Genomic DNA, 23,081 nt, shown 5'->3' on the forward strand with positions numbered 1-23,081 from the left:
CCGCACCGATTTGAAATGCTATATCGGCTGGCCTAGCGCACCAGCCCCACCTTGGTCACCTTCATGGGTACAAACCCTTCCAGCGCCTCGATACGCTGCAGCCAAGCACGGATATGCGGGTAGGGTTCCAGCGAGACATTCCCTTCGGGCGCATGGGCGATGTAGCTGTAGAGCGAAATCTCCGCCAGCGTGGCGTGCTCACTCGCCAGGAAGGGCTGATGCGCCAAGTGGGCATCGACAATCGCGAACAGCTCATGGGCATCAGCAATCAGCGGTTCAGGGTCGAAAGGGGCATTAAAGACCGTCACCAGCCGGGCCTTCATCGCGGAGTTCGCCAAAGGCCCTGCCGCCACGGACAGCCAGCGTTGTACCTGGGCTTGAAGCAACGGATCGTCCGGTAACCAGCGACCAGAACCATAGCGACGTTCCAGATAGACCAGAATGGCATTGGAATCCGCCAGGATAACCCCCTGGTCATCGATCACCGGCACCTGTGCGAAGGCGTTCATATCAAGAAAAGGCGATGCCTTGTGCTCACCCGCGGCGAGATCCACATCAATAAAGGTGGCGGGCAAGCCAAGTAGCGAAAGCATCAGCTCGATGCGGTGGCAGTGGCCGGAAAGAGCGTGGCGGTAAACCTTGATAGCATGTGACATGTGATTATCTCCTTGAGTGAGCGCCTCGATAGATGAGCGTCACAGGTGTTAAGCGACGTTATCCATCCTGCGCTAAATCAAGGAGTGCAAGAATAGCGATACTGAACAATACAAAATTGCGCTGAATGAAATAATCAGCCGGCCAACTGCGTTCTCAACCAGGGGGTTGCCAGCTCCAGGAAGACCATAACGCTGGCGGGCGCCCGGATGCCAAGGCTATAGGTGAGCGCCAGTGGCTGCCCCGCAGGCCAGAGAGGTTCAGCAACGGGTTCAAGCAGCCCCCGCTCGCAGGCGCGACGCGCCTCCAATTGATAGCAACACACGACTCCCGCACCTTCCATGGCAGCCCGCAGCGCTGCAGCACTGGTGCTGATGGCAAGCCTGGGTTCAAAACGCAAAGGATAATCTTCAGCCAAGCGCCAGACAGGCGCCTGTCCTTCACTGGCGCAGTGAATAAGCGCATGACGGGCCAAGCTTTGCAGACTACCGGGGCGCCCAGCCATGTCCAAGTAGCGGGGGCTAGCAAACAGACCAACGCGCAAATCCCCCAGGGGCCTGGCATAAGCGGAGGCAGGTAGCGGCCCACGCATCAGGCGTAGGTGCGCCGGTGCGTCACTTTCTATATGGGCAGGGTATTCATCAGCCAGCAGGTAGATCTTCAGCGCAGAATGCTGCTCTTGCAGCCGCAATACTAACGGCAACAGCAGTGGCTCCATCAACGCCTGGGGCGCCTGCACACGTAGCGTGCCGTTGAGCTCGCGGTGCTCCTGGCGCGCACTGGTGTCGGCATCGGTGACTGCGTGGATCAGCGTATCGGCGTAGTCGCGCAATCGCTCGCCCGCCGCCGTCAACGTACTACCCCTGGCAGAGGTAGTGACCAAAGCGACCCCCAGACGCTGCTCCTGAGCGCGCAGCAAACGGTGGAGCTTCGCCGCCGGCTGGCTGCGCGCTTCAGCCGCGGCTTGCACGCTGCCGTGCCTGGCAACGGCGGAAAGCGCCTTTAAGGCCTCAAAGCGTAGCGGTGATTCAGGGGAGAGTGCCATGGTTAACTGCGGTAGGCGAGCGCCGGGTCGGCACGTAGCCGCTCGGCAAGAAAATCAACGAAGGTACGCACACTGGCGGCACGCCCACGGCCCGCTGTCACCCAGATATTGATGGGAATGGCCACTGGTTCGAAACGCGTTAACACGCGCCGTACTCGACCTTCGGCTTCACTGGCAGCCACCTGGTAAGACAGCAGCCGAGTAAGCCCGGCACCTGCCTCGACCGCCGTTAACGCCGCATGAATAGCGGTGATGCGCAGCCGTGGCGAGGGCGTTACCTCGATGCGCTTGCCCTCCTCCTCGAACCACCAGTGACCGCTCAAATTGCCGCCTTCGGCCACTACCGTAGGCAATGCCTCCAGTTCTTGCGGGTGCGCTGGCTCACCGTGTTCGGCCAGCCACGCAGGGCTTGCGCAAACTACCTGCCGCACCTCGCCGACTGGCACGGTCAAGTGCTGGCAATCCTGCGGCACATGGCCGATGCGCACCGCCACATCAATGCCCTCCTCCTGCAGGTTGACCGGCCGATCAATCAGTTCAGCACGCACCTGCACGTCAGGGTACTGTTCCAGATAATCGACGACCTGCGGGGTAACGAAGTACTCGCCGAACAGCACCGGCGCGGTCATGTGTAACAGGCCACGTGGAGTGAGGTAACTGCCGGTTGCAGCGGCTTCCGCCTCCGCAAGCTGCGCAAGCACTTGCTGGGCATCCTCCAGGTAACGGCGCCCCGCCTCTGTCACGCGCACCTGTCGCGTGGTGCGCTGTAACAACGCAACGCCCAAACGCGCCTCAAGCGCCGCCACCGCCCGGGTAACCCGAGGCGGCGACAGTGCAAGCTGCCGTGCGGCGTCCGCAAAGCTCTCCAGTTGCGCCACCGCCGCGAACACGCGCATCTCTTCGAATCTATCCAAGACAGCTCCAGGAACAGGGTAAGCATCACTAACGGTACTCTATCTACCCACTAGGTTTATACCTACCAGGACTGTATACCCACCAGAGCTTTTTTATGCAGCTACGTCACCGATGATTTATTAGGCCTAGGCCTTTATTATCCAGCACTCGACAAATGTTTTAATGCTTTTAGTTATTCACCGTGCAAGCAAACTCAGTTACTCGGACGCTGTTTGGTAGCATCCAGTCCGGTTTTGCTTTCGGTGGTCAACTTGGTAATTTCGGCAGATTTAGTGATTGCACGGTCAAAGACATCCTGCATGTTCGCCATTGCCTCTACCGATGTACCGTCAAGGCCACCCTCTGCCGCCCACTCAAAGTTCCAGACACCCGAAAGGCCATCTTTACCCTGGACATCATGGGTTTCGATCGCCGTAAAAACACTGGTGTGGCGCGTCATGTAGGAGGCAGCCGCCGAAACTTCAGCCGGGACACTGCCTGACGAATTATTGGCAAGCTGAGCGAGCTCATCGGCATTGATCGCCGACTTGCCCTGCTGCTTCAAATAGTCCACTAGGACCTGGCTGGATTTGGCAATATTCAACTGGTCGTCGAAGGATGAGGTGGCGGTTTTTTGAGTGGGGACGTTTACGCTTGTAGGTGACACTAAAGTAGACATCGGATATCTCCCAAGCAGAGGTTTGTTTGGACAGCCAGCTTATTGTTGCTCGATTTCATGTCATTCGTATGAATCATTCTGACCCAGCCATTCTTACTCTTCGGCAGACATAGCAAACGAGTGCAGCCGAATGAGGACTAAATCAACTTGGCCGCTACCAGCATATCGGCGACCGCCTGAAAGGTACCATCAGGCACCGGATCGCCATTGCCCGCGCGTTTGGCGATGAGCTCGGCCAGCTTCGGATCGGCAACCCGCGGGATTCGACGAGGCGCAGCACTTGCCAACAAGCTAGCGGCCTGATCGGGTGAGGCCTTGCAGGTCACCAACGGCACTGGCGTTTCGCCGCGAATGTAGCGAATGCCGACCAGCCAACCGTCTGCGGTGCCGATCATCAGCGAGCTATACTGAACACCGATCTTGGCGTTCAGCTCATGCATTTCGCGCCGCTGTTTGCGGCGCGCCTGATTCATTGTCGGATCGCCTTCCTGATCCTTGCGCTCACGCTTCTGTTCGGTCTTTGTCATGCGCTGGTCGCGCTCGAATAGCCAGCGTTGGAGCAGCACATCGAAAGCACCAACCAGTAAGAAGGCAATCAGTGCAGTGATGACCAGCGGCTGGAGTAAGGCGAGAAAAGTACCTTGAACGCAGGGGTAGCCGCAGCGTGAGGACTCCATCAGCGACTGTAGGCCCAGGCGATAGACAATCACCAGCGCGACGGCCAATGCCACCATCTTGAACAGTGACTTAAGAAACTCGACCAGCCCGCGTACCGAAAAGATGCGCTTGAACCCCTGAACCGGATCAATATTCTCCGGCTTAGGCTGAACCGGTTCGGTGGAGAATACAAAACCCTGCAATACCACAATGTTGGTCAGCACGATCACCAACAGCGTTAGACCGACCAGCGGCAGCACCGACAGCAGCAGTACTTCGCCTGCCTGGGTCATCAACTGTGGCCACAGCGTATCGAACGGCTCGGTATAGAGTCGCGCGGTCGAGTCGATCAACCCCTGCACACGGGCAATGATGTCATTCACGCTGATAGCGATATAAAGCGTGCAGGCCAACATCACCATCGCGGTGACCAGATCAGCACTCTTGGCGACCTGGCCTTTCTTGCGCGCATCGCGAAGTTTTTTCGACGATGGCGGCAGCGATTTCTCTTCAGAGGGCTGTTGGCTCATGGCGCTGCTGTGACCCTATGAACCTACTGTCGAGCCTTTATCCATTTGCGTATCGAGATTGTTGCCATCACCTGCATAATCTTCGTGCTCGAAATCGTCCCAGGTCGAGTTAGGTAGATGGCCCTCCTCTACGTAGAACTCATACTCGTCGCTGCGGTAGTCGAAAATGCTCTCGTCGTCCGGCGCATCGCGCTGACCGTAGCTCCGGACGTACGCTTCGAGAAACTCATAACGGGTCAGGCCGTCTTCGGTCAGTAGGCCATCCTCATCGAGCGACGAGAAAAGCTCCTTGAGGTCAGCCTTATGCCCCTCCAGCGCGTTGGTGCGCTTGATATCCTGGACAATAGTGAATGGCAGCGTCGCCACAGTCAGACCGGCGGATATCCAGAACAGCGGCCCGGTGACGGCACGGGCGACGGCAATGCCCTTGAGCGCCGCCAGCGATGACGCTCCACCGGCAAGGCCGAAGGCACCCGCCGCGACGGTGACGGCGCCCTGACCGATGGTAGCGCCGTCGCCACTATCCACGCCGCGCTTGATCATCAGCCCGCCGAGGGCAATGTCCAGCGCACCAGTGGCGGAGTTGGCAGCGCCATCCAGCACACGCAGGAAAGAGCTGACGGTGCGGGTCGTCGTCGTGGCATCGGGCAGAGCCGGATTCTTGGCGTATCCGTTCTGGGCGCCCTCGACTATCTTCTTAGCGTCTTCATAGGAAATATCCAGCTTCTTGGCCAGTGCCTTCTGATCACCTACCGGGGCATCGTCGATGATCTGCTGGAAGTTCTCGCTGAAACGCTCCCAGGTGTGGGCATCAGGAGCGGGCGCCTTGCCCTTGACCTTGTCGTCGGCCCATATCTGCGGCAGCGTCTTGTCGAGCCCCAGCATGGTATTGACGTTGGTGCCCTTGGCCTTGTCCCAGATGTTGCTGCCGAGGTTGACGAAGTGCTGACTGGCACCCAGAAAGCTGATGAACTCCTTGGCCACGGCCATTCGCGCCTCGTGGCTGTCCGCCAGCTTGCTGGCGCCGCCTGCGAGCTGATAGATGCCCGAGGCGAGCGAGATCAGCCCGCCGGTCGTGCCCAACGCGCCGTTGCTGTTGAGCGTGCCAATCAGCGCCATCATGCCGCCGTTGGTCTGTTCGTTGAGCGCCTTGTAGACACCGTTCTTCAGCAGGCCATCGATGTCCGACTGGGTGATCGAACCATTTTTCTGGAAGCGATCCCCGAGCTCCTGCAGCGCCTTACCGAAGTTCTTAGCAGTTTGCTTATCGTCAAGAAACTCGTTAACAAACTTGTCGATCGTCTCCGCCGTGCGCCGCGGAATATCGACACCGGCACGCTTGAGCGCGGTCAATACCATCTTGACCACATCCTGCGTGGCCGTCGCGGTGTTGGCATCATTGATTTGATCAGGATTGGCAATCAGATCATCAAGATCGGTGATCATCGAGTCGAGCTGCAGGCTCTGGGCGAACTCGGCTGCCTTGTCACTCTCTTCCGTTGCCGGGAACATCGCCGAAAGTGCATTGTAGGTTCGCGAGATATCCTGCTCGGCGAGTTCCCCCTGACCGCTCTCGCGCAGGTCGTTGATGTAGTTGATGTACTCCTCGCTGAAGGCGGTCTCCTCCAGTTGCGAAGCGATCGCGTCCTTATTGGCGACTTTGTCGATCGCGTCTGCCTGGGTCGCCTGGTAATCCTCCTGCACCGCCTCGGAGGCGAATAGCTCGCCGAGGCTTTCATCGAGCTTCTCGCCGTCGATGATGGATGAGAGATCCTCGCCGGTGACGTTGTCAAGACTCAAGCCTTCCGACATATCGAGACCGACCAGATCCAGGCCGTTTTCAAGCGCGCCCTGGGCTCGCAGCGCACGGTAGAACTGGGCGCGCTCATCGTTTTTATCGATACTGCCGTCCTCAATCCCCGTCTTCCACTCTTCGATCAGGTTCTGCCAGGTCAGCTCGCTGACGGTCAGCTTGCGTGAGCTGTCGTCCGGATCGGTCTCGCTGGTTTCCATCGACTGAATATCGACATCGCTGAAGGCCGGTAGATCGTGATCGCGCCGGGCTGTGTCCAGCTCCGCATTGTCGGCGAGACGCTGGGTGTTGGTCTCCCCACCGTGCCTCGACCAATAACCGTCGAAGATATTCTGAACCGCCTTGCCGTCGTCTCCGGCAGCGTGCCTGATCCGCTCGCGCAGGTCATCGTTAACCTGGGCAGTGGCGTCCTCGAGGGAGGCACCGTCGCTCATCTTGCTGTCGATCAGGTTCTGATAGAGCTGCGACAACGTTTCGGAGCTTTCGATATGCAGAATCTGGCGCGACCCCGTCAGCGTGCTGCCCGCCAAGCCAGAGGCCAGTGCGTTGAGGTTATCCTCATAACTCGGGTTATCCGTCAAGGTGGTGTCGGCGAGAAAGTCGTCGTAGGCCTCGAAGCCAGCGGAGGTGGCAGCATCCTTGCCACCATGACGCTCCCAGTAACCATTGAGCACATCGAGCCCGTCCTTGCTGTCCTTATCAGCATCGGTCAGCGCGTTGCCGGTACGGTCAAAGAGGGCATCCTTGGCATCGTCGATGGCTGCCTGTAGATCCGGGGCATCGCCGCGCTCATGCTGCTGGTTAAGCTGGTACTCCACCAGTTGGCTGAACTGATCGCTGGCGTCTCCTGTCAGCGGTCGCACCTTGCGGTTGTCGATGTCAATGCCTTCAGCCATATCGCTGGCGAGCGAATTTAGAGTATCGTCGTAGGCGATGTCGTCTTCGTCGCGATTGGCCAGGTAAGTCTCTTCGGCCAACTCTTCAGTATCCTCTTCCCCGCCGTGACGTTTGAAGTAGCCATCGAAGACGTTGACCACACTCTTGCCACCAGCGTTTTCGAGACGGTCGCGCAGCTCATCATTGACCTGACTCAACGCTTCCTCAGTAGTGGCGCCTTCGTCCAGCTTGCTCTTGATCAGATTCTTATAGAGCTGGGACAGTGTATCGGAGGAGTCAAGGTGCAGTATCTTGCGCTGATCGGTCAGCGTGCCGCCAGCCAACCCGGAAGCGAGAGCGTTGAGGTTATCTTCGTAGCTAGGGTTGTCGGTCAGCGTGGTATCGGCCAGAAAGTCATCATAGGCGTCATAGCCCGCGTTGATCGCAGCCTCTTCACCACCATGGCGCTTCCAGTAACCCTCGAAGACATCGAGGCCCTTGTCGGCGTTTCGATCTGCGTTGTCCAGGGCATGCCCGATGCGGTCAAACAGCGCGTCCTTGGCACTGTCGATCGCCTTGGACAGATCAGCGCTTTTGCCATCGGCGCGCTGCGCATTGAGCTCGGCGGTGACCAGCGCCTCGAACTTATCCGCAGCGTCTCCCTTCAGGGCGGACACCTTGCGGTTGTCGATATCGATGCCATCCGCCATATCCACTGCCAGTGAATTCAGCGTGTCCTCATAATCCTGGCTGCCCGGCATCAACGGCGTTTTGCCCGCTTCCACAGTATCTTTGCCCGCTTCCGCCTTTTTTGCCAGGTCGAGGACAAAGCCAAAATTTCCAAAGGCGCTGGTCAACGGTGTTGCTTTGGGGTTGGTTTTTGGGTCGACACGCATCGAATACTCCTCCACGGTTAGCGCAAGCTGATGGGGCAGGCAACGAGAAGCCCAATTTCACTGACGGAAAACCAGTCTGAAGAGACTGCGTGACACTCTAATGGCAACTTTGTGATGCTGCTTTGATACCCTCTTTTCAAAGTACCCCGCGCCCCCCTGTTGTCACCGCGTTCCCCCCATAGTGCCCAATATGGCTTCTAGGCGTTCCATATAGAGATTGGCGGCATCAAGGTGCTCCAGCATAAAGGGGATCAGAAAAATGACGTAGACCAGCATCAAGAATGCAAACAACAGGTTCTTGATAGGGAGTGACAGGTCAAAGACGTGCAGGTTGGGCGCCATACGCGCGAGGTAGGCGAGCATCAAATCTGCGACCAGAAGCGCGATGACCAGCGGCGCTATCATCAACACACCAATCTGCATCACCTGGTCGAGCAGGCCAAGTAGCGCCAGCGCCGACGCTTCGGTCATCAGCGGTGTGAAATTCACCGCTGGCCACAACGAATAGCTGCGATAAAAGCCGCCGAGCAGCAGCATAAAGCCGCCGGTAAGGAAGAACAGCGCCAACAACGTCACGGTCAACAGCGTCGCGGTAACGCCGGACTCCGTTGAGCCCATGGGATCGAGTATCTGCGCCATGGTTGAGCCGCGCTGCAGGTCGATGAGTTCGCCAGCCACTTCCGCGGCCCAGAACGGAACACCAAAGACCAGCCCGATGACAACGCCAATCAGCAACTCCTTGATGACCATGCCGGTAAGGGTGAAGCTTGATAGCTGTTCGGCATTCACCATGGCATCGAATAACGGCACCATCAGCGGAATCGAGATCGTCACCGCCACTGCCGAACGGATCATGCCGGTCAGCCCCAGGCGATTAAACGCTGGGGTGACCAGCACCATGCCTAGCGCCCGTGCCACGCCGACCGCTGCCGCCGCGATCATTGGATAGGCGAAATCGGTTAGGAAGCGGGCGAAGTCGTCGTAATGCATAAGCGACGCCGGCCCGGCTCAACGAGACCAGGCTGGAAAGTTGTTCAACACCTGATCGGTGATGTTGACGACGGGCCCGGCCAGTAGCGGCCCGGCGATGATCAGCACCAGCAGTACGGCAACCAGCTTGACGGCTTGCGGCAGCGTCTGATCCTGAATCTGCGTCAACGCCTGCAGTAGACCGACCCCGAACCCGACCATAATCGCCACCAGTAGCGCCGGCGCCGACACCAGTAGCGCCGTCCACAGCGCGTTCTGCATCAGTGAGAGAAAGATATCGTCGTTCATCTCAGCCTCCACCATAGCTAAGAATCAAGCCGTGCATTAGCCGTGACCAGCCGTCCACGGCAACGAACAGAAATATCTTGAGAGGAGTTGATATTAACGTGGGTGAGACCATCATCATGCCCATTGCCATCAGCACATTGGAGACGATCAAGTCGATCACCAGAAACGGGATATAGAGCAAAAAACCGATCTCGAAAGCACGGGTCAACTCCGAGCTCACGAAGGCAGGAATAAGCACCACTAAGTCGTCGTCCTGAAGGTCGCTGCGGGCTTCCTCCGACCATAGCGTACGGGTCGCATCAATGAAAAAAGCCCGCTCGCGTTCGCTGGCATAGCGAGAAAGGTAATCCTGCAAGGGCCCACGCAGCGCCTCGCCGGTTTGTTTGATCTCCTCGACACTGCCCATCCCTGCGGGTCGCTGCTCGAACTGATGAAGCATATCGCCGACCAGCGGCGTGGTGATGTAGACGGTAAGAATCAAGGCAATGCCATAGAGCACCAGGTTAGGCGGCGTCTGCTGCACGCCGAGGGCGTTACGGATCAAGAACAGCACCACGGCAATTTTGAGAAAGCCCGTCATGGTCACCACCGCCAATGGCACCAGGCCGATGGTCGCAACGACAATGATGATGGCGATCAAGTTAGGCTGAAATTCACTCATCCCCGGCGTGCCCTTCATCGAGCGCGAGCCTCTCGATCTGCACCCCGATGCTGTCACCGATCATCACCAGGCGGCCATGCCCCATGCAGCGGCCGTTGACGATTAGGTCAACCGCCTGCTCAGGTCGACGCTGCATCGGCAGTACGCTGCCTTCGCCCAACGCGCGCAGCTCGCCGAGCGACATCTCCAGTTTGCCCATTTCACAAGTCAGGCGGACGGGCAGATCATCCAGGTTTGGGTTATCCACGGGGGGTTCGCTCATAAGGTTCTCGAATGGTGGGTTCGACGCTTGGGAAGAGGTAAGAGAGGTCAGCGGGCCTTTAAGGCACACGCTATCGGCGCTTAAGCTGACGCCGACGCTAAACCGGTCGCCAACGTTCAACGTTGCGCCATTGGGATCGTCGCTAGTGGCGAATGACTCGAGCATAACCACATCGCCTGGGCGAAGGCTGCGCCACTCCCCCAGGGTCAATGTCTGGGCTCCGGCCATTAGGCTCAACATCACCATTACGCTGCTCGCCATCGCGGGCTGCGTGGGGAAATAGCGATCAAACAGGGGCAGCAAGTGTTTGGCAGTAGCGGCCGAGAGCCCCACACGCAGCGGATGAACATCGCCGTCGAGCTCGAAGGCCAGAGTGATGTGGATCGGGTTTGCCGTTCGACCATGCAGGTCGGCGGGCTGCACACGGATATCGACACCCAGTGTCGCCTCCAGCGGTTCAAGCCACGCCAACCACACCGCCTCCAGCCACATCGCGGCCAGCTCCGCATCGACGTCCTCCATAGAGCGCCTGCGATCAGGGTGCTCACTGAGATGGTCGAATGTCCGCCAACTGGCGCTCAAGGCCAGTTGCTCGTTGCCGAGGCATACCGCGACGGTCATGTCAGCGGTGACCTCCGCCGCTTCCGGCATCAGGTACAAGCTGGCAGAACGCCCATGCCAACCGAAAGTCAGCGGCTGTCGAGAACGATGCAGCGCGTTATGCAGGGTTAGCGTTTCGGCATCATAGTGCGTCAGGGTTAGCGGCACTGGCGTCACTTCCGCGCGAACGGTTGAGCTGAAGGCAGTCATACTTCACCTGCCCGGCCGATCCGGCTCTCTTCCATCTCCAGTTCGGCCAGATGCTCGGCCTTGACCGCCCGCTCCTGCCCCTGACAAGTCTGGAGTTGCTCCAGCGCACGCTGGGCGCGTAACCGGTGCGCCCATTCCGTAGCACGGTATTCGCGCTCTCGCTCAGCGGCCCGAAGGGACTGGGTGCTGCTTTCATGCTGCTCAAGCAATACCGCATGGTGGGCGGCATCGTCGACAAGTGTTTGCTGCCAACCGGCCAGATCCTCGGCGTTCAGCGGTCGTTGTTCACCCTGTTCGAACAGCGCCTGCTCGCGCTGAACTGCTTGGTATTGGTGGTGCTCCAGGGCCTGCCCGAGTGTCTGGCAGTGAGCCTCGAACTCCCGACAGTTGCGTTGCTCTGCCGCCAGGGCTTCCTCGGCGAGACGCGTACGCTGGCGCCGAAGCTGCATCAGCCGGTCAAGCTGACGTTGCGACGTCATTGGACGACCTCCCTTAACTGTTTCAAGGTGTCTTCAAAGGCGCTGTGGTCGTCACGGGATTGGCGTAGGAACGCCTCAACCTCAGCACGTTTATGAATCGCCTCATCCGTGGCGGCGTCGCTACCTTCCCGGTACTCGCCCACTTGCAGTAGCAGCTCGACATCGCGATAACGCGCCATCAACTCACGCATTTTGCCGGCATCACGGCGATGCTCAGCATTGGCAACGTTTTCCATCAAGCGGCTGCGGCTGGCGAGGATATCAATGGCTGGAAAGTGGTCACGGCGGGCGAGATCGGCGCTAAGAACGATGTGACCGTCAAGAATGGCCCGGGCCTCCTCGGCCACCGGATCCAGCATGCCATCGCCCTCGGTCAATACCGTATAGATTGCCGTAATGGTGCCTCCCGACGCGCCACCGGGCCCGGCGCGTTCGAGTAAACGGGGCAGCGCCGCAAACAGTGAAGGCGGGTAACCACGACGCGTCGGCGGTTCACCGGCAGCCAGTCCGATCTCGCGCTGGGCGCGGGCGAAGCGGGTAAGACTGTCGACCAACAACAGCACATCGCGCCCCTGATCACGGAAATACTCCGCCACGCTGGTCGCCACCATGGCAGCACGGGCGCGCTCGATCGCCGGTCGATCAGACGTGGACACGACGCATACCGTGCGCTGGCGCGCGTCGGCACCCAGCTGCACATCAAGCAACTCGCGGACTTCCCGGCCGCGCTCGCCCACCAGCCCCAGTACCACGATCTCTGCACTACTGCCACGGACGATGGCCGAAAGTAGCGATGACTTACCGACGCCGGCTTCGCCAAATAACCCGACGCGCTGGCCGCGGGCAACGGTATTGAGGCCATCGATAGCACGCACCCCGAGTGCCAGCGGTTGCTCGATCAACTGGCGGGACAGCGGCGCGGGGGGCTCGGCATGAACAGGGTAATGGCGCAGCGAGCCGGGCGCTGGTGCAGTGCGACCATCAAGCCAGTCGCCGAGCGGGCTGATGACGCGACCGAGCAGAGCATCGCCCACGGCCACACCCTGGGCACCGCCAGTGGCAATTACTTCACTGCGGGTCGACAGTCCCTGGAGCTCGCCAATCGGCGAGAGCACGACGTTCTCCTCTTCGAAGCCGATCACCTCCGCGGCGACACGGCGACCGCTGACGGGATCGCGCAGGTAGCAAAGCTCGCCAATGCCAGCACCTTCGAGGCTAGCGTAAACCAACAAACCGCGAATGCGGCGTACCCGGCCATTGACGGGGCGAGTTTGGGCTAGGGCAAAACGTTCGCCGAGCCGCGGCAGCAGATCCCCGAACGCATTCGCGCTCATGCACCCTCCCAATCATCCCGCAAGGCACGCCGCAGTGCCTCGAGCTGCGCTTCCAGGCCGATGTCCATAACCGCGATGGGGCTCACCAGCAAACACTGACCTGGCGCCAATTGAGCGTCGGCCTCGACCTGATAGTCGGCCGTCGCAGGCGAATACGCGGCGAGAGACTCGGCGACTCGCGCCTCTAGCGGCGGTGCAACACGAATACGGATAAGGTGTTCATGGCGCCACTCGCTCAGGGCATGGCGTACGCAGCGAGTGATGAGTTCTACATCGTCGAACTCGCCGAGAATACGCCGTATCAGAGTCAGCGACAGTTCGGCCAGCTCGGGGCCGAGCCCGTCGAGATAACGTTTGACGTCACGCTGGGTGCTGGCCAGTAGCTCAGCGGCGCGGGCTTCACCATCGCGGCGACCGGCTTCAAAGCCTTCGGCATGGCCCTCTTCGCGGGCGCGACGAATGAAGGCCTCTTTATCATCGGCTCGCTGACGCGCCCGCTCGAGAAAAGCGTAGCCATCGACCCAAGCGTTGGCCTCCTCTGCGCGCAGGATGATCTTCCCGGGGCGTGGTGGCAGTGAATTCATATCCCTGCTCGCTCTTTATCGTCGGCTTGGAAGAGGCCGTGTGTAGCGGCCAAGCGGGCAATATCAACAGCTGCGGTATCTGCTGCGATCGTTTCAGGCTCCTCAAACTGGCCAGCCCACCCCAGCCGTAGCCAGGCACGCAACGCCACCGTTTGCGCTTGCCACCATCGCTCCAAGCAGCGTCGACCATCGTGCTCGACAGCGGCCTCCAGCGCGTCGAGATCATCCTCAGCGCAGGCTTCGGTACTGGCGTGGTCACGATGGGTAAGCGCCAGGGAATAGAGCTCAGAGCCGAAACACTGTTTGAGTGCCGCAACTCGCGGCGCATGAATTTCGCGCACAAAGGCATTGGCGTGAATGATCACTCCAGCGGCACGGGCGCAGGCGGTAAAATCATCGCTGTCCAGCTGACATAGCGCCTGGTCGGCGGCATCCATTAGCGGCTGTTCCGCGATAGAGGTGAGTTGATGACGGCGCTGCAGGCGGGCAAGCAAGCGCTGGCGAAAGCGCGGCTGAGTGCACCAACGGCGCAGCATCGCGTCGGCGGCAATGCCGTCCAGGCAGTCAACCCAGTGGTCGAGAGCAACTCGTACCGGTGGTTCGATAGCAGGCTCGATATCCGTCTCGATACCAGAGACCGGTGCGGTCGATTCGCTAGCGCGTTTAGAGGCACTATTCATGGCGCTGTCTCATGGCGCTGTCGTCAATGAATAGGGACGCTGGCGACGCTGACGCCAGACCAACCAACACACCGCACCGGCAAGCCCGATCACCGCAACGCTCAGCAGACCGATGATCCAGCCGATACGGGAAACGCTGGACGCTGGCATCGCGACACCCAGAAATGAGCCCATCATCGGCTGCGGCAGCGTGTCCATTTCCTCGGGAATAGCAGAGACAACAGGCACCACCGAGACCTTGTCGTAGGAGAGGCCAGCAATACCATTGGCTACCAGCGTCTTGATCTGTGGAATCAGTGGGGCGATCTCAAGCGATGGAATGTAGCGAACGAAGACCGAAGCCGAAGACGGCGTACTGTTCTGCTGTAGCAAATCATTGTCCGGCAGCACAACATGAACCCGCGCCGAGAGTACGCCGTCGATCTGAGACACGGTGTGCGAGAGCTCCTGACTCAACGCAAAGATCATCTGAGCGCGTTCCTGCACGGGAGACGACACCAGCCCATTGCCCTGAAAGATATCCCCCATGTTGGCGAATTTCTGTTCCGGCAGCCCAGCACGATCGAGTATCTCTACCGCCTCGGCGAAGCGCTCCTCACTGACCGTGACGGTCATTTGGCCTTCGTCCTGTGCCTGACGTGCGGCAGGTATGCCGTTGCGGGCCAGCGTTGCCACGATGATATTCGCCTCGCGCTCGTCGAGGTTAGTGTAGAGATCGGTGTCGCAGGCCTGAAGCAGCAGCGCCATTACCAGAAACACCATGCCCCGCAGGGCGTTACGCCACCTGCGTTGTGACACTTGCTGCTTGCCGTCGAATTGTTTATTAAAGTGCAAGTGTCATTGGCCTTTTAGCAAGGTATTCGCCGACCCCGAAACCTGAGTGGCGCCGCGAACGATCATGGTGGTTTCGATGGAGTGATCAAAAACACGCCCCAGCGATTCGACGACTTGCGCCAGCTTGTCATCCCCCAAGGCGGGTGGCGTGTCGCCAGCGTCGGGCACGCTCTGGGGCATCACCTGAGCTAAACGATCAGGTGTTTGCACATCGGGAGTCTTAGCCTGCTGAGCGAAGTTATTGACTCGGTCAATAAAGCCATCAAGGTTGTTGAGCAGACTTGACCCCAGCTCACTGGGGCTGGCCCCCGATAAAGATGAACCGGCTTGCTGTGTCATATGTTCGAAAATATTCTGTGATGCCAACGTATCGGCGCTAACCTCTGGCATGGGTGTCGGAGTTAGCGCACCGCTGCCCGGTGGTGTCACGGGAGTCATCATTCACCTCGTCGGAATAGCCCGTCGCATAGTATGAGAAAGGCGCGAACACCGCGGTTGGGGTCGCGCCCTCGTCATTACTCGTCGGACTGTGCTTCCTTGAGAATATTGTTCATCATCGGCATCAGAATCATCTGCCCACCGACCTTGACCATTCCCTCTACCATTGTTTCCTGCAGCTTCGCGTTATCGACGGCGTCGTCGAAAGCCTGGGAATCGGGGAGCGACTCTGTTGCCGGGTTACTACTGCTTACGGGATCGATAGCCATGGACTGCCTCCTGTGGGTTTCATCGCGTGCTCACTCACGAGCCAGGCGGCTGGGCCACACTGCCTCGAAAGACCTTAACTTCAGCGGGGATCGACGGCGCACTCGGCTGGCGCAACGCTTCGACCCGTTGGGCTATGTCCGCTATCCAGGCGGGCGGGCCCATCACTTCAAGACTGTCGTGCTCTGCACGAATCAGTGCGCTCAACGGATTGCCGATCTGTGCCTGGGTCATTTCTGCGCGCAGGCGGGGTATATCGACATCGGTTAGATCAAACGTCCGACGACTCAGCTCCTGGCGGGCGGCGACATGCAGCACATAGCCATCGAAAAACCACCCCAGACCGTTGGATTCACAAACCTGTGCGAGGAACTCGCCAGCGGTGCTGGCGCGAATATCACCACGCACCTCACCATCCACTACGTCGCTGACCTCAACGGGCAGGGACAGGTTGCGACCAAACTCCTGCAACACATCACGCACGCTTTGTTCAATCACAATGTAGCGATATTCACGATCCGCCCAAGGCGCCTCGGCGGCCAGCGTGGGGCTGTCTGGCAAACAACAACCGAGCACCAGCATCACAAGATGGCCCAGCCAGGGGTGCTTCCACCTATCTGCCATCATCCTACCCACCCCCCGATGACAGTTGAGTGACGGGCAATCTGTCTTTTTGAGTTTTTGCCCTTCTGGGGTAAACACGCATCACGCTTCATCCATATCCCTGCTGCCCCAAGCCTGGTTTCTCCGGTACACTGATTTTCATTTCCTAACCCTCTGGACTGAGTCACGGATGAAGGAATTTTGTACGTTTTTGCCCAGCATGAGCCGACCTGCGTTCGTCGCCGGGCCAAGCCTGATACTGAGCCTGCTACTGTCAGCCTGCGCTGCGACGCCTGTCGAGATCGATGAAGGTCGCCTGCTAAACTTGGCCAAAGATGTCGATCAGCAAGGCGACCATGCGACCGCCGCCGCGATGTACGAGCGCGCCCTGGAGCAGAACGGCCCCTCCGCAGATATTCAGGTTCGCCTGGGCAATGCACTGCTTGCCAGTGGCGAGCCCCAGGCAGCCGCTGAGGCGTTTCGTGCCGCGCTTGCCGAAGACATCCACTTCGCGCCAGCATTACTCGGCCTCGGGACGGCCCAACTGCGCCTAGGTCAACCGGAAAGCGCCCTGCGCAACCTTTCCCTGGCGGCGCCCGAATTGGACAGCGTGGCAGCCTGGAGCCGTCTTGGCGCCGCCCAAGCGCTGGCCGGTCAGCCCGCCCGAGCGGCCAGTGCGTTTGCTAACGCCGTAGCGCTCGAGCCGCGTGATCTCGACGCTCAGGCCAACCTGGCGCTAGCTGAAGCGTTAGCCGGCGAAAATACCCAGGCCATCGCGAACATGCAGCGCATTACGGACTCCCCGCTGGCAGAGGAACGCCATTTCCGCAACCTGATTCTTGTGCTGGTACTGGCCGGGCGTAGCGATGAGGCACAGCAAGTCGATATCCCCGACCTATCAGCGGCCAACCGACTTTCCCTGATAGCCAGTGCCGAGCACATAGCAACGCTGCCCGATGCCGCCGCTCGCGCCCGGGCACTCGGGTTGGCATCAGCCTCTAACTAATACCGTCACAGATCACTGGTAGTGGCGTTGGTGCCCATGGCATTGCGCGCTTCCTGCTCCAATAGCGAACGACGCTGGTTGGCACGTTCGCGGCCGTTTAGATACTCATTCGCGGCATCTGCTACCGGCGCGCCCATGGCGGGCCCCATTGCTCTTCCCCTTACCAAATCTTGTGGCTCAACGATCATCTGCTGCAGATTGAAGTCGTTGGCGCAGCCGGGTGGCAGCCCGACTCGCTCTGCATCGTCAGGCCCAGCCTGGCAGAGACGCGGCATGATCGTTGCTTCATGGGGGGCGTTAGTCGCCGCGGCAGTCGTCACTTGACGGTACCCGGTATCCCAGCCCATCGGCCCCATCGAGGACTGGCAGCCGGCCAGCAGCAACGCCACCAAACAGAGCCCAAGGCGTGAAGCCGTACGCGTCCAATAGGTAAATAGCTGCGACATGCAAACGTTGCCTCTACTCATTGCAGATAGAATCCGAATGGGTCATCTTCGAGTTGGGGATTACGGCTGACCTGTGCCCGATCCAGCGGCATTCTGGGTACCGGCGCGGAGGATGGCGCCACCAGATAGGGGGTGATCAGGATGACCAGCTCGGTCTCGTTACGCTGAAAACGTCGTGATCGAAATAGATTGCCCAGAATCGGCATATCACCGAGGAGCGGGATTCGTTCGATCTGGTTGCTCGCCTGGCGTTGAAACAGGCCGGCGATAGCAAAGGTCTGCCCGCTACCCACCTCGACTACGGTATCGGCGCGCCGAACTTGAAGCGACGGAACGTCATAGCCACCAATACGGACACTATCGCTGGCAATGCTGCTGACTTCGGGGCGGACTTCCATCGAGATGCGGCCGTTAGGCAGTAGCGTTGGCGTGCTCAGCAGCGAGACACCGAACTGTTTGTACTCGATACCCACCAGTTCGCTGTTAACCGGTACCGGTATAGGAATCTCGCCGCCAGCAAGGAAGCTCGCCGTCTGCCCTGAGACGGTGGTGATGTTGGGTTCGGCGAGGATCTGCAGCAGATTGTTCTGCTGTAGCGCCTGGAGTAAACCGTCGATGCTATCGGTACCCCCACCGATGGGACTGGGGGCGATATTGCTGGTGAGCACACCGAAAGAGAACGAGCCGTTGTTGATCAGCGTATTCCAACTGACTCCATAGCTGAGCAGTTCATCCCGGGCGACTTCGGCGAAGCGCACCCGAATGTTGATCTGAGTGGCGCCGTCGTAAGTCGAGCGATTGATGCTACCGCCGGCCGGCGCCTGGGCATCAAGGGTCGATTGCGTGGCCATGGCGCTCTCGACCGTGGGGCTGCTGCCCTCGGCCACCAGTTGGTTGCCCGCCATACGCAAGTGGATCTGGCTGTCACCGTCGATATCCCGTAGCGCCTGAGAAGCCAACGCACTATCGTCGCGAATCTGCAGCCGCAACGAGGCTTGGCTCTGCTCGTCGGCCCCCAGCGCGATAAGGTTGGTGTCACCGGCCTGTTTGCCGAAGAGATAGATGACGCCGGAAGAAACCACCTGCACATCGGCAACTTCAGGGTTAGCGACGAACACCGACGCAACGTCCTGGTCGAAGCGCAGGATACGCCCCTGCCCGGTCTCCAGCGTCATCGCACCTCCGGAAGCGTCCACGGAAACATCAGCGCTGGCAGTAATTACCGCGAACCACAGCAGTAACGCCCATACCCAAAGCGTCGAATTCCGGACAGCCTGGGGAGGGTTTCTATCGGCGGGTTTTATGCTGATCACGGTTGTTCTTCATCCCTGTTGTAGCGATTTGCATGGGTGCTGAATCATCGACGCACGGCGCCATTGTTTCGCAAGCGTGTTACAACTTGGCGGTTGTTTCCGTTTCCCGGCGTGGAACCGGTTTGGGCAGGCGTATCTGAGCAATTGCTTGCAGGCTGAATTCCGGTGCGATCTCCTGCCAGGCCATGACCGGAAGATCGATATCGTGCTGCTTTAGCCACTGCTGCAGCGCGGCACGCACGTCGCTTGCCGCTACTACCACTGGCTGAAGGTCGCTATCGAGCACCTCAAGCTGCTGCTGGAACCAGCCGTTCAAGGCCCGCGAAAGCGGTGCCGGCATGCCGCTACGGACGGGCTGGTTCTCACTATTTCGCTGGGCGGTACGCAGGGCCTCTTCCAATGGCCGGGTCGCGATCCAGGCAGGCAGAACCCGGTCGCTGCGGGCATGGCGGTGACTGATCTGCCGCGCCATGGCAATGCGTATCCGGTCGCTCAGCCGAGCGCTGCTCGACTCTTGCGGCCCCCAGGTCACTATGGCTTCGAGAATAGTGCGCATTGCGCGTACCGGAACGCCCTCACTGACCAGGCGACGTAAAATATCGGCAATTTTCTGTAGCGATACCACGCGAACGGCCTCGGTCACCAGCTCGGCATAGTGTGTTTCCAGCTTGTAAAGCAGGGCACGCGCCTCTTGAATCCCAACGAACTCGCCGGCGTAACGCGTTAGCGTGCGCTCAAGACAGCGCTCCAGCACCTGATCCAGCGTGCGATAGCGAATCCCGGCTTCCGTCAGCTCTGAAGTCGCCTCATCAGGAAGCCATTGCCAACTGCCGCGGCCAACGAGCGCTGGTTGCGTGAAGGCGGTCAACTCAAGCAATTCCAAAACATCGGCATCGTCGTCGAGCAGTACTGAAGAGTCTGGTAGTTCACCGTTGAGCACCGGCACTTCATCCAGCTCAATGGCGAAGCGCTGGTCGCTGAGGGCGGGTTCCAGGCGTAGTCCGACCTGAGGAATGGCAATTCCCAGATCGCGTTCAACACCTTCGCGGGTGGCCTGAACGCTTTCACGTAGTAAGTCGAGTGATAACTTATCGACAAGCCCTGCAGCCAGGCAGAGCATCACGCGGTACTGGCGTGGATCGTCGGCGGCATTGGGCGGTGGTGCTTCGTTCATCGCCTCATTCACGGCGTTGATCTCCGCGGCTGGGGGCGCTGAGATGACTTCGGACTGCGCTGCTTGCTCCGTCTCAGCATCGGCCGTCTGGCGACGGCGATGCAGGAAAAAGGCAGCTAAGCCCAGCAGTGCTGACAACGTCAGAAAGACGGTCGATGGGAAGCCCGGCACGAAGGCCGCGCAGAACAGCACCGCCGACGTCAAACCCATTGCCTTGGCATTGCTGCCAAGCTGGCCGACAATCTCACTGCCCAAATCGCTGGCGTTATCGGAGCTAACGCGGGTCACCACGGTACCCGCGCCAACCGAAATCAGTAATGCAGGGATCAGTGCGATCAGGCCGTCGCCGACGGTCAACAGCGAGTAGGTTTCCACCGCCGTGCCGAAGGGCATGTCGTGCTTTAGCATGCCGATCGACAGCCCACCGATAAGATTGACGAACAGAATCACCAAGCCAGCAATGGCATCGCCCTTAACAAACTTCATCGCCCCATCCATGGCACCGTAGAGCTGGCTCTCGCTCTCCAGCAGCGAGCGTCTGCGACGGGCTTCAGCGGGTTCGATGTCGCCGTTTCGCATGTCGTTGTCGATGCTCATCTGCTTGCCGGGCATGGCATCGAGTGTAAAACGCGCCGCCACTTCCGCTACGCGCTCCGAGCCCTTGGTAATCACCAGGAACTGGGCCACCGTAATGATCAGGAAAACCACCATGCCGATGACCACTTCGCCGGCGATAACGAAATTGCCGAAGGCGGAAACGATCTGGCCGGCGTCACCCTCTAGCAGAATCAGTCGAGTAGTGGAGATTGACAGCGCCAACCGGAACAGTGTGGCAAGCAGAATGATTGGCGGCAGTGAGGAGAATTCGACCGGGTGCGAGATATAGAACGCCACCACTAGAATCAGCAGGCTGAAACCGATATTGATACCAATCAGCGTGTCGACCATCGCCGTCGGCAGCGGGATGATCATCATCACTACTGCAAGCACCATGAAAACGGCGATGATCACGTCACTGCGCTGGGACGCCTGACGCGCCAGGGTATTGAGACGGCCGAGGAGCTTATTCATGTTACGGCCTCTCCCTGCCGGGATCCCGGGTGACGCCGCCGCTCAAGATGTTCTCGCCACAGGCGACGAGCGGTATCACGTTCGCCGTTGACCCAGTGGGCGCGGCTACGCAAGAGTTGCATGGTGTCATCCTGTTCACCGGCGGCCTCGAGCCGGTCGAGCACATTGAGCGCACGCTGACCATTGCCGCTGGCAAGGAACCCCTGGCACAGCGCCTGCAGCACGCCGGTGTGGTTCGGTGCCATGCGTGTCGCGATAAGCAGCAATACCAACCCGCGCTGTACCTGACCACTTTTGAGATAGAGGTGTCCCATCAAATGTAGTAGGTCGACGGCATCGCGATCAGCGGTATCGCTCATGGCACGCTCTCCTGATCAACGATGTTGTCCAGCGGCAGCGCGCTTGCTTCACTCATCCGCCCTTCCCATGCCTGGCGCCAATCAATCTCTTCACCGATCACCTCCTTCGCCAGCGCCATGATGTCATCATCAGCGTCCAGCGAAGGTAGAACGTTGTCAGCTACGTGTTGGAGCAGCTCAATGCTGCGAAGGTTAGCGTAGCTGGCAGGATCAATGGCCTCCGGGCGTGCGAGTGCTTCGAGGCGCTCAGCCCACGCCGGGCGGTTTGAGCCACGTTGCCGGGCTTCGCTGGCAGCGTGCGTGAACGTATCGTCCCGCTGCGGCGGTTTCTCAACGACGCTAGGCTTGACGGGATCAATGCCAGCGACGTGATAACGATCCCTTGGAACAAGACGATCAGTGATCTTCATAGCGATATACGCCGGATTATAGTGTCAGGGCGAACTGGTCATCGCCACGGCTCAACAGCACTCGATCCGTTTCGATAGCGGAAATAACCCAGCCAGACGACAGCGACGCGCCTGGATAGAGGCGCTGTCCACGAGCGTCGATCACGTACGGGTTCTTGCCTAACCATACGGCCTGCAACTGCAGGTCGGGTCGAACCGGGGCCTCGCGCTGTTTGACTTCATTCAGCAACACATTGTGGCTGCCGTAATGTTGGTCGAACCAACGCTGTGTGGCATTCCAAGCACCCACCTGGTCGGGATCGTATTGACCGGAGACGCTGATATAGTCACCACTGTCGGTGACCTCAAGCGATGCGAGCCCGGCATCCGCCAGTTGCTGACGCAGTGCTTGAACCGGGCCTGGGCGAGCATCGGCCATCAATTGGGATGCGTTCTGGCCAGTGTTCACCAGGGGCTGCTCATCAAGCGTTGCCGTGACTGGATGATAGCCAATGTTGGCGTCGGCTTGATTGACATCGATGAACTCATAGAAAGCCAGTACTCCCAGCGTTACGACCAGTGCGGCAAGCGTGGCACTGCGATTTAGCCACTTACGCCAACGCACAGGAACTGTCGGCAGCCCAGGGAATATGGCAGGCGTTGGGGGGCGTGAAAGCTCAAGTGCCACGTCGTTGAAATGAAGCTTCGCTGGCAATTCACAGCGCAAACCAGTGCCCTGGCTGACACTACGGCCATTAATGGTGATGTCGCCACCAAGCGCCTCGATAGCGATATAACGACCATAGAATCTCAACACAATATGGTGTGGTGCAGTGCCCGGATCGCCGAGCATGACATCAGTAGAATCGTCGCTACCGATACAGCAGACCGGCTCAGTGAGCGTAATGGAGGCACCACGATGCAAGCCTGCGATAACCTTGAGCGTCGTAACGGCTTCGCGTACCGACGCTGAAGCTGAGGTGAATAAAGTCATATACTTAACTCGCCGTGTCGTACGAAGCTTGGAGGGGCTCTTCCGTCGAATGTCT

General features: G+C 59.4%; 25 protein-coding genes. 1 reads left to right on the plus strand and 24 read right to left on the minus strand.

Going from position 1 to position 23,081, the window contains the following annotated elements:
- Positions 1–32: 32 nt before the first annotated feature.
- The 18 genes from YERSI8AC_RS22195 to YERSI8AC_RS22280 form a co-directional block, all read right to left on the minus strand.
- A complete protein-coding gene (locus YERSI8AC_RS22195; RefSeq protein WP_022521395.1) occupies positions 33–656 on the minus strand; it encodes a glutathione S-transferase family protein in 624 nt (207 codons plus the stop codon).
- A 134-nt stretch (positions 657–790) separates the two neighbouring features.
- Positions 791–1,699 carry a LysR family transcriptional regulator gene (locus YERSI8AC_RS22200; protein ID WP_159177596.1) on the minus strand — a complete coding sequence of 303 codons (909 nt, stop codon included), beginning with the start codon at positions 1,697–1,699 and terminating at the stop codon, positions 791–793.
- Between the two features lie 2 nt (positions 1,700–1,701).
- Complete coding sequence (locus YERSI8AC_RS22205; RefSeq protein WP_159177597.1) at positions 1,702–2,613, minus strand: LysR family transcriptional regulator; 912 nt, start codon at positions 2,611–2,613, stop codon at positions 1,702–1,704.
- Positions 2,614–2,807: 194 nt separating this feature from the next.
- Positions 2,808–3,272 (minus strand): hypothetical protein, encoded by a 465-nt coding sequence (locus tag YERSI8AC_RS22210; RefSeq protein ID WP_159177598.1) that lies wholly within the window; start codon positions 3,270–3,272, stop codon positions 2,808–2,810.
- A gap of 137 nt (positions 3,273–3,409) precedes the next feature.
- Entirely contained in the window at positions 3,410–4,459 is a 1,050-nt protein-coding gene (locus YERSI8AC_RS22215) for an EscU/YscU/HrcU family type III secretion system export apparatus switch protein (RefSeq protein WP_159177599.1), read from the minus strand.
- A 15-nt stretch (positions 4,460–4,474) separates the two neighbouring features.
- Entirely contained in the window at positions 4,475–8,044 is a 3,570-nt protein-coding gene (locus tag YERSI8AC_RS22220; RefSeq protein ID WP_159177600.1) for a hypothetical protein, read from the minus strand.
- A gap of 162 nt (positions 8,045–8,206) precedes the next feature.
- Entirely contained in the window at positions 8,207–9,034 is an 828-nt protein-coding gene (sctT, locus tag YERSI8AC_RS22225) for a type III secretion system export apparatus subunit SctT (protein WP_159177601.1), read from the minus strand.
- Positions 9,035–9,052: 18 nt separating this feature from the next.
- A complete protein-coding gene (locus tag YERSI8AC_RS22230) occupies positions 9,053–9,322 on the minus strand; it encodes an EscS/YscS/HrcS family type III secretion system export apparatus protein (RefSeq protein ID WP_027958373.1) in 270 nt (89 codons plus the stop codon).
- A 1-nt stretch (position 9,323) separates the two neighbouring features.
- Complete coding sequence (gene sctR / locus YERSI8AC_RS22235) at positions 9,324–9,983, minus strand: type III secretion system export apparatus subunit SctR (protein ID WP_041159087.1); 660 nt, start codon at positions 9,981–9,983, stop codon at positions 9,324–9,326.
- Positions 9,976–11,055, minus strand: a complete 1,080-nt coding sequence (sctQ, locus tag YERSI8AC_RS22240; protein WP_027958375.1) for a type III secretion system cytoplasmic ring protein SctQ — start codon at positions 11,053–11,055, stop codon at positions 9,976–9,978. The genes sctR and sctQ overlap by 8 nt, the downstream gene beginning before the upstream one ends.
- Positions 11,052–11,534 (minus strand): hypothetical protein, encoded by a 483-nt coding sequence (locus YERSI8AC_RS22245; protein ID WP_159177602.1) that lies wholly within the window; start codon positions 11,532–11,534, stop codon positions 11,052–11,054. The genes sctQ and YERSI8AC_RS22245 overlap by 4 nt, the downstream gene beginning before the upstream one ends.
- Positions 11,531–12,868: a FliI/YscN family ATPase gene (locus YERSI8AC_RS22250; RefSeq protein WP_159177603.1), complete on the minus strand. Its 1,338-nt coding sequence runs from the start codon at positions 12,866–12,868 to the stop codon at positions 11,531–11,533. The genes YERSI8AC_RS22245 and YERSI8AC_RS22250 overlap by 4 nt, the downstream gene beginning before the upstream one ends.
- On the minus strand, positions 12,865–13,452 hold the full coding sequence (gene sctL, locus YERSI8AC_RS22255; protein ID WP_138800714.1) for a type III secretion system stator protein SctL: 588 nt from the start codon (positions 13,450–13,452) through the stop codon (positions 12,865–12,867). The genes YERSI8AC_RS22250 and sctL overlap by 4 nt, the downstream gene beginning before the upstream one ends.
- Positions 13,449–14,132: a hypothetical protein gene (locus tag YERSI8AC_RS22260; RefSeq protein WP_159177604.1), complete on the minus strand. Its 684-nt coding sequence runs from the start codon at positions 14,130–14,132 to the stop codon at positions 13,449–13,451. Before YERSI8AC_RS22260 ends, sctL begins: the two co-directional genes overlap by 4 nt.
- Before the next feature lie 9 nt (positions 14,133–14,141).
- Positions 14,142–14,966, minus strand: a complete 825-nt coding sequence (sctJ, locus tag YERSI8AC_RS22265) for a type III secretion system inner membrane ring lipoprotein SctJ (protein ID WP_081742567.1) — start codon at positions 14,964–14,966, stop codon at positions 14,142–14,144.
- Between the two features lie 3 nt (positions 14,967–14,969).
- Complete coding sequence (locus YERSI8AC_RS22270) at positions 14,970–15,404, minus strand: hypothetical protein (protein ID WP_035537909.1); 435 nt, start codon at positions 15,402–15,404, stop codon at positions 14,970–14,972.
- Positions 15,405–15,481: 77 nt separating this feature from the next.
- A complete protein-coding gene (locus YERSI8AC_RS22275) occupies positions 15,482–15,673 on the minus strand; it encodes a hypothetical protein (protein WP_035537911.1) in 192 nt (63 codons plus the stop codon).
- 34 nt (positions 15,674–15,707) lie between these two features.
- Complete coding sequence (locus YERSI8AC_RS22280) at positions 15,708–16,298, minus strand: type III secretion protein (protein ID WP_159177605.1); 591 nt, start codon at positions 16,296–16,298, stop codon at positions 15,708–15,710.
- A 166-nt stretch (positions 16,299–16,464) separates the two neighbouring features.
- Here YERSI8AC_RS22280 and YERSI8AC_RS22285 point away from each other — a divergent pair, with 166 nt between their 5' ends.
- The gene (locus YERSI8AC_RS22285) at positions 16,465–17,280 is read left to right on the plus strand and encodes a tetratricopeptide repeat protein (RefSeq protein ID WP_159177606.1); all 816 of its coding nucleotides are present in this window, start codon (positions 16,465–16,467) and stop codon (positions 17,278–17,280) included.
- A gap of 5 nt (positions 17,281–17,285) precedes the next feature.
- Here the strand turns inward: YERSI8AC_RS22285 and YERSI8AC_RS22290 are convergent, their stop codons facing one another.
- From YERSI8AC_RS22290 to YERSI8AC_RS22315, 6 genes are all read right to left on the minus strand, one after another.
- On the minus strand, positions 17,286–17,726 hold the full coding sequence (locus YERSI8AC_RS22290) for a hypothetical protein (protein WP_051051799.1): 441 nt from the start codon (positions 17,724–17,726) through the stop codon (positions 17,286–17,288).
- A gap of 17 nt (positions 17,727–17,743) precedes the next feature.
- Complete coding sequence (locus YERSI8AC_RS22295; RefSeq protein WP_159177607.1) at positions 17,744–19,039, minus strand: type II and III secretion system protein family protein; 1,296 nt, start codon at positions 19,037–19,039, stop codon at positions 17,744–17,746.
- A gap of 79 nt (positions 19,040–19,118) precedes the next feature.
- Positions 19,119–21,284, minus strand: a complete 2,166-nt coding sequence (gene sctV, locus YERSI8AC_RS22300; protein WP_159177608.1) for a type III secretion system export apparatus subunit SctV — start codon at positions 21,282–21,284, stop codon at positions 19,119–19,121.
- Complete coding sequence (locus YERSI8AC_RS22305) at positions 21,281–21,643, minus strand: tetratricopeptide repeat protein (protein WP_159177609.1); 363 nt, start codon at positions 21,641–21,643, stop codon at positions 21,281–21,283. Before YERSI8AC_RS22305 ends, sctV begins: the two co-directional genes overlap by 4 nt.
- Entirely contained in the window at positions 21,640–22,053 is a 414-nt protein-coding gene (locus YERSI8AC_RS22310; protein WP_159177610.1) for a hypothetical protein, read from the minus strand. Before YERSI8AC_RS22310 ends, YERSI8AC_RS22305 begins: the two co-directional genes overlap by 4 nt.
- Before the next feature lie 16 nt (positions 22,054–22,069).
- On the minus strand, positions 22,070–23,026 hold the full coding sequence (locus YERSI8AC_RS22315) for a SctD/MshK family protein (protein WP_159177611.1): 957 nt from the start codon (positions 23,024–23,026) through the stop codon (positions 22,070–22,072).
- Between the last annotated feature and the right edge of the window lie 55 nt (positions 23,027–23,081).

This window comes from Halomonas sp. 113 (genome assembly GCF_904067645.1).
Taxonomy (GTDB): Bacteria; Pseudomonadota; Gammaproteobacteria; order Pseudomonadales; family Halomonadaceae; genus Vreelandella; species Vreelandella titanicae.

Coding starts and splice junctions, on each gene's coding strand:
- YERSI8AC_RS22195 (WP_022521395.1), bottom strand. CDS start 656: ATGTCACATGCTATCAAGGTTTACCGCCACGCTCTTTCCGGCCACTGC.
- YERSI8AC_RS22200 (WP_159177596.1), bottom strand. CDS start 1,699: ATGGCACTCTCCCCTGAATCACCGCTACGCTTTGAGGCCTTAAAGGCG.
- YERSI8AC_RS22210 (WP_159177598.1), bottom strand. CDS start 3,272: ATGTCTACTTTAGTGTCACCTACAAGCGTAAACGTCCCCACTCAAAAA.
- YERSI8AC_RS22215 (WP_159177599.1), bottom strand. CDS start 4,459: ATGAGCCAACAGCCCTCTGAAGAGAAATCGCTGCCGCCATCGTCGAAA.
- YERSI8AC_RS22220 (WP_159177600.1), bottom strand. CDS start 8,044: ATGCGTGTCGACCCAAAAACCAACCCCAAAGCAACACCGTTGACCAGC.
- sctT (WP_159177601.1), bottom strand. CDS start 9,034: ATGCATTACGACGACTTCGCCCGCTTCCTAACCGATTTCGCCTATCCA.
- YERSI8AC_RS22230 (WP_027958373.1), bottom strand. CDS start 9,322: ATGAACGACGATATCTTTCTCTCACTGATGCAGAACGCGCTGTGGACG.
- sctR (WP_041159087.1), bottom strand. CDS start 9,983: ATGAGTGAATTTCAGCCTAACTTGATCGCCATCATCATTGTCGTTGCG.
- sctQ (WP_027958375.1), bottom strand. CDS start 11,055: ATGACTGCCTTCAGCTCAACCGTTCGCGCGGAAGTGACGCCAGTGCCG.
- YERSI8AC_RS22245 (WP_159177602.1), bottom strand. CDS start 11,534: ATGACGTCGCAACGTCAGCTTGACCGGCTGATGCAGCTTCGGCGCCAG.
- YERSI8AC_RS22250 (WP_159177603.1), bottom strand. CDS start 12,868: ATGAGCGCGAATGCGTTCGGGGATCTGCTGCCGCGGCTCGGCGAACGT.
- sctL (WP_138800714.1), bottom strand. CDS start 13,452: ATGAATTCACTGCCACCACGCCCCGGGAAGATCATCCTGCGCGCAGAG.
- YERSI8AC_RS22260 (WP_159177604.1), bottom strand. CDS start 14,132: ATGAATAGTGCCTCTAAACGCGCTAGCGAATCGACCGCACCGGTCTCT.
- YERSI8AC_RS22270 (WP_035537909.1), bottom strand. CDS start 15,404: ATGACTCCCGTGACACCACCGGGCAGCGGTGCGCTAACTCCGACACCC.
- YERSI8AC_RS22275 (WP_035537911.1), bottom strand. CDS start 15,673: ATGGCTATCGATCCCGTAAGCAGTAGTAACCCGGCAACAGAGTCGCTC.
- YERSI8AC_RS22280 (WP_159177605.1), bottom strand. CDS start 16,298: ATGATGGCAGATAGGTGGAAGCACCCCTGGCTGGGCCATCTTGTGATG.
- YERSI8AC_RS22285 (WP_159177606.1), top strand. CDS start 16,465: ATGAAGGAATTTTGTACGTTTTTGCCCAGCATGAGCCGACCTGCGTTC.
- YERSI8AC_RS22290 (WP_051051799.1), bottom strand. CDS start 17,726: ATGTCGCAGCTATTTACCTATTGGACGCGTACGGCTTCACGCCTTGGG.
- sctV (WP_159177608.1), bottom strand. CDS start 21,284: ATGAATAAGCTCCTCGGCCGTCTCAATACCCTGGCGCGTCAGGCGTCC.
- YERSI8AC_RS22305 (WP_159177609.1), bottom strand. CDS start 21,643: ATGAGCGATACCGCTGATCGCGATGCCGTCGACCTACTACATTTGATG.
- YERSI8AC_RS22310 (WP_159177610.1), bottom strand. CDS start 22,053: ATGAAGATCACTGATCGTCTTGTTCCAAGGGATCGTTATCACGTCGCT.
- YERSI8AC_RS22315 (WP_159177611.1), bottom strand. CDS start 23,026: ATGACTTTATTCACCTCAGCTTCAGCGTCGGTACGCGAAGCCGTTACG.